Source organism: Massilia sp. 01N410, from assembly GCF_056399665.1.
The window spans coordinates 34250-45073 of the sequence record NZ_JBFTRV010000031.1 but is presented as its reverse complement, the minus strand read 5'-3'; the positions used below and the strand labels follow the sequence as shown (position 1 = coordinate 45073).

Genomic DNA, 10824 nt, shown 5'->3' with positions numbered 1-10824 from the left:
AAGTCGAGTTCGAACACGCGCAGCGGCTGCTGCACATAGGTCGAGGGCGTGGCGATGGCGACCAGCGGCAGGATCACGTCGCACTTCTTGACGTGGTACTCGACCCATTCCTTGTTGATCGTGATGTCGCCTTCGAAGAAGTGCATGCGTGACGCATATTCTTCATTGGCGAGAAGATCCCCGATGCGCTCGGAGTTCATGTCCATGCCGTAGACTTCCCAGTCGGTCGTCTCGAGGATGCGCTTGGACAGGTGGTGGCCGATGAAGCCATTGACGCCGAGGATGAGGACTTTTTTCATGTGCTAGCTTTCAAATTGTCGCGGTGATGCGGTGGCGCGGCGTGTGCAATTGTAGTACGGCGCGCCGGGGCGCTCATCATAAACAATCGCCCGTGAAGAATTCGTGAAGAAATAGTGAATTTTTCGTGAAATCCATGCTGTCAGGATCCTTTCAGGCCGAGCAGCACATGGGTGCCTGCGCCTTCGGCGCTATGAACCTCGATTTGCCAGCCGCAGCGCTCGCAGATCTTCTTCACGATCGCCAGGCCGATGCCGAAGCCGTCGCCGCGTCCGCCCGGTGCGCGATAGAAACGTTCAAAAACGTGGGGAAGGGCATCCGCGGCGATGCCGGATCCGGTATCGTCGACCGATAGGGTGCCGTCGCGGTAGGCGACGCGGATCTCGCCTTCTTCCGTGTGGCGCAGGGCATTGTCGATCAGGTTGGACAGCACGATGCCGAAGGCGGGCGCGTTAGCCTGGATACATGCTTCGGCGTCGACGTCGACGACGATGCGCACCGCCTGCTTTTCCAGCCGCTCGGCGTAGCGCTCGACGATGGCGCCGACGAGCTCCGCGAGCCGGACCGGCGCGCCCACCGTCTCGGTCTCGTCGCGCGCGAGGGCAAGCAGGCACTCGACCAGGGCATGCATGTCCTCCGCCGCCTGCTCGATCTGCAGCAGGCGCTGGCGCGACTTGGCGTCGAGCGCGCTGGCCACCGGTTCCAGCAGCTCGCAGCTGGTGCGGATCCGGGTGAGCGGGGTGCGCAGCTCGTGGCTGACGTTGGCGGTGAACTCCTTCTCCCGCTCGACCATCGCAGCCATGCGGCAGTGGTAGTCGTTGACGGCTTCGGCCAGCCCGGCCACTTCGCGCTCGTCATAGCTGGCGGGATCGATCGCGGAGGCGGCGCCGGAGCGCAAGTCCTTCACCTGGCGCGCCAGGCCGCCGACCTGCCGCACCAGCAGCCCGGACAGCCAGTAGGCCAGCCAGACCGTCGGCAGGGCGAACAGCGCGGTGGCGAACATCAGCATGTTCATGCCGTTCTTGAAGTGCCTTTCGTAGACGCTGTAGTCGTAGGCGCGCACCACTCTTTCGCTGCCGAAGTGCGTCACCGCCAGATGGACCTCATGTCCATCCATCATGACTTCGTGCACGCCTTCCGGCAGCGTGGCCAGCGACGGCGGCAGCGTAAACCAGGCGCCGCCTTCCGCCGAGACCCGCGCGCCCACCCTCGGATCGAGCGGGGGCAGGGTTCCCGGTTCGTCGCGCCAGGACTGCAGCAGGTTGCGCATGTCGTCCTCGATGATCGCGTTGATCAGGCGTTCTTCCTGCCCTTCGGCCATGACGCGTATGCCGATCGCCTGCATGACCAGCAGCACCACGCAGGCGGCGAACAGCGCCAGCGCGACCTTCAGCCGCAGGCTAAGGCGCATCGTAGGGATTGCCGGCGCCGATGCGGTAGCCGATGCCGTGTATGGTCTCGATCGGGTTGGGCTCGCCCTCGGCGGTCAGGGCGCGGCGCAGGGTGTGCATGTGCGCGCGCAGGGTGTCGCTGTCGCGCAGCATCTCGCCCCACACGGCGGTTTCGAGTTCGGCGCGGCGCAGGACCTGGCCCGGAGTGGCCATCAGCAGCTGCAGCAGGTGCAGGCATTTGCGCGGCAGCCGGATCGGCCGGCCGGCGCGTTCCACCTCCAGCGTGCGCGGGTCGAGGGTGATGTCCCCGCAGCGCAGCGCGCCCGGAACGACTTGGCCATTGTGGCGCTTGATCAGCGCCGACAGCCGCGCGCCGACTTCCTTCAGCGAAAACGGCTTGACCAGGTAATCGTCGGCGCCGTGGCCGAAGCCTTCCAGCTTGTCGTCCAGCGTGTCTTTCGCCGTCAGCATCAGGACCGGGGTGTCGCGGCGCGCTTCCTCGCGCAGCTTGCGGCACAGGGTGAAGCCGTCCATGCCGGGCAGGGCGACGTCGAGCAGGATCGCGCTCCATTGGGCGCTGACCGCATGATGCAGGCCGGTCACGCCGTCGGCCGCATGTTCCGGGGTATAGCCCGAGGCTTCGAGGTAATCGTAAAGATTGGCGGCGATGGCCGGGTCGTCTTCGATGATGAGTACGCGCATGAGGTGTGCAGGAGGGAGGACGAAGCCTCCATCATGCCATACCTTTAGAGCCGGCGGCCCGCCGCGCAGGCGTCGACCAGCCGCTCCAGGCGGGCGGCGCGGGTTTCGGGCCTTTTCGCACTCGTTATCTGGTGCAGCACGCGCCGGCGGTAGCCGGGCGGGCAGCCGTCGAAATAGGTCCAGGCGGTCGGCTGTTCGCGGAAGCGCGCCAGCTCGGCGGTGGAAAGTTCAGCCGGCGTTTCCCGCTCGTGCGAGTACACGCGCGAACGCTCCTCGGAACGGCGCGCGAAGGCGGCCTCGCCGGCCGGCGCCATCAGGCCCTGCTCCCTCAGCGTCGCCACCTTGTCGATGTTGACCGCGCTCCAGATCGAGCCGGGCTTTCGCGGCGTGAAGCGGATCGTGTAGCGTTCATCGTCGACGCGCTTGCGCACGCCGTCGATCCAGCCGTAGCACAGGGCCTGGTCGACCGATTCGGACCAGCTCATGCTGGGGCGGCCGCTGCCGACCTTGTGGAAGCCGACCAGCAGTTCCGCCGCTTCGTGCGCGTGCGCGGCCAGCCAGGCACGGAAGGCGCCGGCATCGTCGAAGTAGACGGGATCACTCACCGATGCGGACCGTCTCGTCGCGCGCCCGCGCCAGCAGCAGGCTGCGTTCGCGCTCGTTCTGCGTGAGGCCGGCGGCGCGTTCGAATTCGGCGCGCGCCTCGGCGTGGCGGCCCAGTTTGGCCAGCAGGTCGCCACGCACGCTGGGCAGCAGGTGGTAGTTGGCCAGCCGCGGTTCGTCCAGCAGCTGGTCGGCCAGCGCCAGGCCCTCGGCCGGGCCGTAGGCCATGCCCAGCGCCACCGCGCGGTTCAGTTCGACGATGGGCGAGGGCAGCAGGGCGGCCAGGGCGTCATACAGCGCGGCAATGCCGGCCCAGTCGGTGGCGTCCGCCGTTAGCGCGCGCGCATGGCAGGCGGCGATCGCGGCCTGGAGGCCGTAGGGGCCGAGGCTGCCCAGGCGACCGGCGCGCTCCAGCGCCGCCAGGCCGCGCCCGATCAGGAGCCGGTCCCAGCGGCTGCGGTCCTGGTCCAGCAGCAGCACCGGTTCGCCGTTCGGGCCGGTGCGGGCGCGCTCGCGCGAGGACTGGATCTCCATCAGCGCGACCAGGCCGTGCACTTCGCCTTCCTCGGTGGCCAGCTCGGCCAGCACCCGGCCCAGGCGCAGCGCCTCGCGGCACAGGCCCGGCCGCAGCCAGTCGGCGCCGGCGCTGGCGGAATAGCCTTCGTTATAGATCAGGTAGATCACCTGCAGCACCGAGGCCAGGCGCGGCTTGCGTTCTTCGCCGCGCGGCACCTCGAAGGGCACCCTGGCCTCCGCCAGGGTGCGCTTGGCGCGCACGATGCGCTGGGCCACCGTGGCTTCCGGCACCAGGAAGGCGCGCGCGATCTCGGCGGTCGACAGGCCGCCGATCAGCTTGAGGGTGAGCGCCGCGCGCGCCTCGCCGGACAGCACCGGATGGCAGGAGACGAAGATCAGGCGCAGCACGTCGTCGTCGATCTCGTTGTCCGCCATCTGCGCCAGTTCGGCCAGCTCGTCGGGCTGGCGCTGGCCGTCGCGCAGCTGTTCGTCCATCTCCCACGACAGCTCGCCCTCCTTTCCGGCGCGCATGCTGGCGTGGCGCAGGTGGTCGAGGGCGCGGTGCTTGGCCACCTGCATCAGCCAGGCGCCCGGCCGGTCCGGTACGCCGCCGGACGGCCAGCTTTCCAGCGCCTGCAGCATGGCGTCCTGGGCCAGCTCCTCGGCGATACCGACGTCACGCAGCATGCGTGTCAGCGCGCCGACGATGCGCGCCGACTCCATGCGCCAGACCGCTTCGACGACGCGGCCGATGTCGCTTCCGCTCATGCCTGCACGGATACCTTGCGCAGGGCGGCGTCGAGCTGTTCGGCGCGCAGGCTGGCGTCGGCGCGGCGCTGCTCGTCGTCCATGGCCGGCGCCAGGTCGTCGAGCGTCATCGCTTCGCGGATCTCGACTTCGACATGCGGGCCGGTCGGATAGGGCAGGGTGCGCGCCCAGGCGATCGCATCCGCCATCGAGCCGGCCCGGATCATCCAGAAGCCGGCGATCAGCTCCTTGGCTTCCGCGAAAGGGCCGTCGATGACGTCCGTCTTGCCGCCTTTGAAATGGAGGCGGGCGCCGCGTGCGCTGGACTTCAGGCCGTCGCCGGCCAGCAGCCTGCCCTGTGCCGCCTGCGCGGCGTTGAAGGCGTTCAGGTCGTCGAGCATCTGCTGCGGCGGGATGCGGTCGCGCTCCGTGCCTTCGTCCGAACGCAGGAGGATGACGTAGCGCCGGTCGCCATCGTCGTCGGCCGGCGTGACCTGGGCGCAGCCGCCCGGGCAGCCGGTCTCGCGCAGTTCCAGCATCGCTTCGCCGGTCGGCTGCACGTCGCTCTGCGGCCAGCGCTTCAGCTGCTCGATCGCGGCTTCCTTCGACGCCGCCTCGAACACCGTGAAGCCGGCCACCAGTTCCTTGGCCTCGGCGAAGGGGCCGTCGGTGACGGTGTCGACGCCCGGACCCAGCTTCAGGCGCACGGCGCGGCTGCTGGGGCGCAGGCCCAGGGCCAGCCCGAGCCGGCCCTGGTCCGCCAGCGCCTGGTTGAATTGCTCCATGTCGGCGAGGCCCTGGGCGGACGGCGGCGCGCCCGCTTCGGTGGCCTCGTCGGCCTTGCGGATGACCATGAACTGCATCATCGTCTCCTCAGCGCGCCGCGGCCTGCTCGCGCCGGCGCTCTTCCTGTTCGCGCAGCTCGGGTGTGAGCGCGTCGCCGAAATCCTCGGCAGAAAAGATCTGGCGGATCTCGATGTTGCCCGGCTTCCCGCCGTAGGGATTCGGGCAGCGCCGCATCCACTCGATCGCTTCCTGCTTCGAGCTGACCTCGATGATCCAGAAGCCGGCAATCAGCTCCTTGGACTCGGTGAACGGACCGTCGACCACGGTGCGCTTGTCGCCGTCGAAGACGATGCGCGCGCCCCTGCTGGTCGGGTGCAGGCCTTCGCCGGCCAGCAGCACGCCGGCCTTGACCAGTTCTTCGTTGAACTGGCCCATCTCGGCAAGCTGCTGCCGGGTGGGCATGACGCCGGCCTCGGTGTCGGCATTGGCCTTGACGATCACCATGAATTTCATTGCTGCGCTCCCTGCTGGTCGCCGCAGCCCTGGCTCTGCTGCATCGCCTTCTGCATCTCTTCCTGCATCTGCTCGGGCGTCATGTCGCGCTTGTGGGTCGCGATCGACCAGCGGTGGCCGAAGGGGTCTTCGACCTGGCCGTAGCGGTCGCCCCAGAACATGTCTGCCATCGGCATGACGGGTTTGGCGCCGGCCGCCACCGCCTGCTGCCAGGTCGCGTCGGCATCGTTCACGTACAGGTGGATGAAGACCGGGGTGCCTTTCAGGGCCAGCGGACCGTTGCTGCCCCAGTCGGGAAAGTCGTCGGCCAGCATGACGCGCGAGTCGCCGATGCGGATCTCGGCGTGCATGATCTTGCCGCCGGGGCCGGGCATGCGGCCGATCTCGGTGGCGCCGAAGGCTTTCTTGTAGAACTCCAGCGCCGCGGCCGCGCCGGCGCACACGAGGTGGGGCGTGACGGTGTGGAAGCCTTCGGGGATGGCACGTACCTGTTCTTGCATGATGGATCTCCTTATCCGGTTGTTTTGGGGCCTGCTATCACTACGACGAAGCATGCGGCCCGGTTTCGACATCGCCAGGCCAAAATATTTTCGGAATTTTCGATACGGTATGACGACTGTCGTACGAAGTCGAGAAAAAGATATCCAACAGCGAGGTTTTTCGCAGTCAGGCGCGCTCTATGCGTAGTGCATAACAACCGTAGGCGGTAAGGCATGCCGCCCGCATCCCGCTTCTTGCCGCCAAATCGTTCTCTTTAAAAATGACTCTTGAAATCCTTATTCGTATCCCAATATCGTCCCGGTCTGTTTAACCCCTGAACATAACGAGGACATAAGATGGCTGTTGCCGAAAAAGAAACCCTTGGCTTCCAAGCAGAAGTAAAACAGCTGCTGCAACTGATGATTCACTCCTTGTATTCGAACAAGGAAATCTTCTTGCGCGAACTGATCTCGAACGCCTCCGACGCCGCCGACAAGCTGCGCTTCGAGGCGATCAACAACGATGCCCTGTACGGCAACGATCACGAACTGAAGATCAAGGTCTTGTTCGACAAGGAAGCGAAAACCATCACGATCTCGGACAACGGCATCGGCATGAGCCGTGACGAGGTGATCTCGCACCTGGGCACCATCGCCAAGTCGGGCACCAAGGAATTCTTCAGCAAGCTGTCCGGCGACCAGCAGGCGGACGCCGCCCTGATCGGCCAGTTCGGCGTGGGCTTCTACTCGGCCTTCATCGTGGCCGACCGCGTCACCGTCGAGACCCGCCGCGCAGGCAGCCCGGCTTCCGAGGCGGTGCGCTGGGAATCGACCGGCGAAGGCGACTACACGATCGAAGCGATCGAGAAGACCAGCCGCGGCACCGACATCATCCTGCACCTGCGCGAAGGCGAGGACGAGCTGCTGTCGTCGTGGAAGCTGAAGTCCATCATCCGCAAGTACTCGGACCACATCTCCCTGCCGATCGTGATGAAGAAGGAAGAGTGGGACGAAGAGAAGAAGGAAACCGTCGTCAAGGACGAATTCGAGACCGTGAACCAGGCCTCGGCGCTGTGGGCCCGCTCGAAGTCGGACATCACCAAGGAGCAGTACGAGGAGTTCTACAAGCACATCTCGCACGACTTCCAGGCGCCGCTGGCATACACCCACAACCGCGTCGAAGGCCGCAGCGAATACACCCAGCTGCTGTACGTGCCGAGCCACGCGCCTTTCGACCTGTGGGACCGCAACAAGCGCGGCGGCATCAAGCTGTACGTGAAGCGCGTGTTCATCATGGACGACGCCGAGCAGCTGATGCCGGTCTACCTGCGCTTCGTGAAGGGCGTGATCGACTCGAACGACCTGCCGCTGAACGTCTCGCGCGAAATCCTGCAGGAGTCGCGCGACGTGCGCGTGATCCGCGAAGGCTCGAACAAGCGCGTGCTGGGCATGCTGGAAGAGATGGCGAATTCGGACGAGCAGGAAGGCAAGGATAAATACGCGACCTTCTGGAAGGAGTTCGGCCAGGTGCTGAAGGAGGGCATCGGCGAGGACGCCACCAACAAGGACCGCATCGCCAAGCTGCTGCGCTTCGCCTCGACGAATACCGACTCCAGCGAGCAGACCGTGTCCTTTGCCGACTACGTGTCGCGCATGAAGGAAGGCCAGGAGAAGATCTACTACGTCACCGCCGACAGCTACACCGCGGCGAAGAACAGCCCGCACCTGGAGATCTTCCGCAAGAAGGGCGTGGAAGTGCTGCTGCTGACCGACCGCGTCGACGAGTGGATGCTGTCCTTCCTGAACGACTTCGACGGCAAGGAACTGGTGTCGGTCGCCAAGGGCGGCCTGGACCTGGGCAAGCTGGAAGACGAGGCCGAGAAGAAGGAACACGAAGAGACCGAGACCCAGTACAAGGACCTGGTCGAGAAGATGAAGGGCGCGCTGGCGGATAAGGCCAAGGACGTGCGCGTGACGTTCCGCCTGACCGACTCGCCGGCCTGCCTGGTGGCGGACGAGCACGAGCTGTCGGCCAACCTGGTGCGCATGCTGAAGGCGGCCGGCCAGGACGCGCCGGAGTCGAAGCCCATCCTCGAGATCAACCCGAACCACCCGCTGGTGACGCGCCTGAAGTACGAAGACGCGGACCAGGCGCGCTTCGGCGACTGGGCCCACATCCTGTTCGACCAGGCCATGCTGGCCGAGGGCGGCAACCTGAGCGATCCGGCTTCGTTCGTGAAGCGCCTGAACGAGATGCTGCTGGCGACCGCGAAGTAAGCGAATCAGCTTCCCTGTAAAACGGCCGGTGCAGCGATGCCCGGCCGTTTTTTCATCGTCGCAGGCGGCGCTGCAGGGCGTCGGTCAGCGGCTGCAGCACGGCCGCCGTCGCCGCGATCGCCAGCGCGAGCCCCAGCAGCACGGCCGGATCGCCGCGCCGGAAGGTGAGCAGCGCCTGGCAGGCGCAGATCACCAGGCTGTGCGAGAGGTAGAGCGTGAAGGTGTGCGCCGACACGAAGCGGATGGTCCGTGCGGCGCCCAGCAGCCGGGTGAAGCCGGCGTGGCGTGCGCAGGCGAAATTCGCCAGTACCAGGATCGCCACCAGATAGTCGGACAGCACGCGGTCGGCGCTGCCCATGCGGATGCCGGGGAAGGGCCAGGCGGCGCGCGCCACCAGCCGCAGCCGCTGTTCCGGGTCGTACCAGGTCCACAGGGCCGCCAGCAGCAGCGTGACGGCCCAGCCGGCGCGGGCGATACCGCGCGGGATGACCTGCGTCTTCTGCCAGCGGTACAGGAAGACCCCGGACAGCCACAGCGGCAGCAGCAGCCACAGCCTGGGGCCCATCAGGGCAAGCACGGCCAGGCCCAGCAGGCGCCGGTGTCCCTTCAGGTAGTGCATCGCGCCGAACAGCACGTAGTACCAGGCTTCGTAGTTCAGCGACCAGTAGGGTACCAGCCAGGGCGGCACCTCGACGAAGCTCCACAGCTCGCCCAGGAACAACAGGTGGAAGGGGATGTAGAGCCAGGGCTTGTGCAGCTGGTAGGCGCCGTTTACCGGCAGGTGGAGCAGCTTGATGGCCAGCGCCGCCAGGCCGAAGGCCAGCGCCAGCATCGGCAGTACCACCGAATACAGGCGCGCACAGCGGGCCCTGACGTAGTCGCCCAGCGAGGGGTTGCGCTGCTCGGCGCTGTAGGCGATCACGAAGCCGGACAGCACGAAGAAGGCGATCACGGCTTCGCGCCCGAGGTCGGCGACATGGGCGATCTGGTAGTCGTCGAAGATACGGAAATAGCCGAAGTGGGCCATCACGACCGCGCAGGCGGCCAGGATGCGGACCAGGTCGAGGTAAAGCGAAAACGGCTTGTCCAGCCCGGCCTTCACGGCCGGGGCGGCGCTCAGGGGTGCAATGTCGAGCAGAAGTCCTCCAGCATCCGCTCGCCCTCCGGCCACGGCCCGTAGCCGCTGGCGCCGTTGATGTGTCCCGCGTCGCCGATCTCCACCAGCCTGCTGCCCCAGGCGCCGGCAAAGGCGCGCGCGCGTTCGATGTGCAGGTATTCGTCGTTGGTGCTGGCCACGACCATCGAAGGGAAGGGCAGCGCCTGCATCGGGATCGGCGTGAAGCCGTTCGCGGCGGCCGGATAGGAGGGCGCTTCGACGTCGCTGGGCGCCACCAGGAAGGCGCCGGCGATCTTCAGCGGCGAGCCGGCCTGGAGGCAGGCCCATTGCGCCCACTGCGCCACCAGCATGCAGCCCAGGCTGTGGGCGACCAGGATGGGCCGGCCTTCGCAGGCCGCGATCGCGGCATCCAGCTCCGCCACCCACTCATCGCGTTGCGGGTTGTTCCAGTCGCGGTGGGCGACCCGTTCCCATTTCGAGTACTTGCCTTCCCAGTGGGTCTGCCAGTGCTGCGGGCCCGAGTTCCAGAGGCCGGCCACGATCAGGATGTCGCATTTCATAAGGCGGTCCTCAGTGCAAACAGTTCCGGGAACAATACCACGTCGAGCATCTTGCGCAGGTAGCTGACGCCGGCGGTGCCGCCGGTGCCGGTCTTGAAGCCGATGATGCGCTCCACCGTCGACACGTGGCGGAAGCGCCAGGTGCGGAAGGCGGTCTCCATGTCGACCAGCTTCTCGGCCAGCTCGTACAGGGCCCAGTGGTGTTCGGGGTCGCGGTAGACCTCGAGCCAGGCCGCCAGCACCGAGTCGTCGTGGACGGTCGGCTGGGTCGGATCGACATCCAGGCGCGCCTGCGAGACCGGCAGGCCCGAACGCGCCAGCAGCCGCACCGCCTCGTCGTAGATCGAGGGCGCGTGCAGCTCGCGTTCGAGCAGGGCGTGGTGCTCGGGCATGACCTGGTGCACCGCCAGCATGCTGGCGTTCTTGTTCCCGAGGATGAATTCCAGTTCGCGGTACTGGAAGGACTGGAAGCCGCTCGACGCGCCCAGGTAGGGGCGGATCGCGCTGTACTCGGGCGGGGTCATGGTGGCCAGCACGTCCCAGGCATGCACCAGCTGGTCCATGATGCGCGCCACCCGGGCCAGCATCTTGAAGGCCGGCGGCAGTTCATCCTTGCGGATCTGTTCGCGCACCGCCTGCAGTTCGTGCAGCATCAGTTTGATCCACAGCTCGCTGGTCTGGTGCTGGATGATGAACAGCATCTCGTTGTGGTTCGGCGACAGCGGGTGCTGGGCGCTCAGGATCTGGTTCAGGCCCAGGTAGTCGCCGTAGCTCATGGACTCCTTGAAGTCCATTTTCGCGCCATGCCACTCGGCTTTCTTTTGATCGTCCATGTC

The 10824-nt window shown here is 66.5% G+C and carries 12 protein-coding genes; 1 reads left to right on the top strand and 11 read right to left on the bottom strand.

Annotation, left to right across the window (positions count from 1 at the left end; all coding sequences use genetic code 11):
* From AC1DOP_RS26275 to AC1DOP_RS26240, 8 genes are all read right to left on the bottom strand, one after another.
* The coding region (locus AC1DOP_RS26275; protein ID WP_477254211.1) for an NAD-dependent epimerase/dehydratase family protein at window positions 1–299 on the bottom strand (299 nt) is incomplete at its 3' end.
* A 140-nt stretch (window positions 300–439) separates the two neighbouring features.
* Window positions 440–1708: a sensor histidine kinase gene (locus AC1DOP_RS26270; RefSeq protein ID WP_477254209.1), complete on the bottom strand. Its 1269-nt coding sequence runs from the start codon at window positions 1706–1708 to the stop codon at window positions 440–442.
* A complete protein-coding gene (locus tag AC1DOP_RS26265) occupies window positions 1698–2390 on the bottom strand; it encodes a response regulator transcription factor (RefSeq protein WP_442124465.1) in 693 nt (230 codons plus the stop codon). The genes AC1DOP_RS26270 and AC1DOP_RS26265 overlap by 11 nt, the downstream gene beginning before the upstream one ends.
* Before the next feature lie 44 nt (window positions 2391–2434).
* Window positions 2435–2995 (bottom strand): YdeI/OmpD-associated family protein, encoded by a 561-nt coding sequence (locus AC1DOP_RS26260; protein WP_477254206.1) that lies wholly within the window; start codon window positions 2993–2995, stop codon window positions 2435–2437.
* Window positions 2988–4277, bottom strand: coding sequence for an RNA polymerase sigma factor (locus AC1DOP_RS26255; protein WP_477254204.1), 1290 nt, complete (start codon window positions 4275–4277; stop codon window positions 2988–2990). Before AC1DOP_RS26255 ends, AC1DOP_RS26260 begins: the two co-directional genes overlap by 8 nt.
* Complete coding sequence (locus tag AC1DOP_RS26250) at window positions 4274–5119, bottom strand: YciI family protein (protein WP_477254203.1); 846 nt, start codon at window positions 5117–5119, stop codon at window positions 4274–4276. The genes AC1DOP_RS26255 and AC1DOP_RS26250 overlap by 4 nt, the downstream gene beginning before the upstream one ends.
* 10 nt (window positions 5120–5129) lie before the next feature.
* On the bottom strand, window positions 5130–5555 hold the full coding sequence (locus AC1DOP_RS26245) for a YciI family protein (RefSeq protein WP_442124461.1): 426 nt from the start codon (window positions 5553–5555) through the stop codon (window positions 5130–5132).
* Complete coding sequence (locus tag AC1DOP_RS26240; protein WP_442124460.1) at window positions 5552–6055, bottom strand: VOC family protein; 504 nt, start codon at window positions 6053–6055, stop codon at window positions 5552–5554. Before AC1DOP_RS26240 ends, AC1DOP_RS26245 begins: the two co-directional genes overlap by 4 nt.
* 336 nt (window positions 6056–6391) lie before the next feature.
* Between AC1DOP_RS26240 and htpG the strand changes: the two genes are divergently transcribed.
* The gene (htpG, locus tag AC1DOP_RS26235) at window positions 6392–8311 is read left to right on the top strand and encodes a molecular chaperone HtpG (RefSeq protein WP_477254200.1); all 1920 of its coding nucleotides are present in this window, start codon (window positions 6392–6394) and stop codon (window positions 8309–8311) included.
* Window positions 8312–8363: 52 nt separating this feature from the next.
* Here the strand turns inward: htpG and AC1DOP_RS26230 are convergent, their stop codons facing one another.
* The 3 genes from AC1DOP_RS26230 to kynA are packed head-to-tail and all read right to left on the bottom strand — an operon-like array spanning window position 8364 to window position 10821.
* Window positions 8364–9413, bottom strand: a complete 1050-nt coding sequence (locus AC1DOP_RS26230) for an acyltransferase family protein (protein WP_477254198.1) — start codon at window positions 9411–9413, stop codon at window positions 8364–8366.
* Between the two features lie 14 nt (window positions 9414–9427).
* Window positions 9428–9988, bottom strand: a complete 561-nt coding sequence (locus AC1DOP_RS26225) for an RBBP9/YdeN family alpha/beta hydrolase (protein ID WP_477254196.1) — start codon at window positions 9986–9988, stop codon at window positions 9428–9430.
* Window positions 9985–10821, bottom strand: a complete 837-nt coding sequence (kynA, locus tag AC1DOP_RS26220) for a tryptophan 2,3-dioxygenase (RefSeq protein ID WP_442124456.1) — start codon at window positions 10819–10821, stop codon at window positions 9985–9987. The genes AC1DOP_RS26225 and kynA overlap by 4 nt, the downstream gene beginning before the upstream one ends.
* Between the last annotated feature and the right edge of the window lie 3 nt (window positions 10822–10824).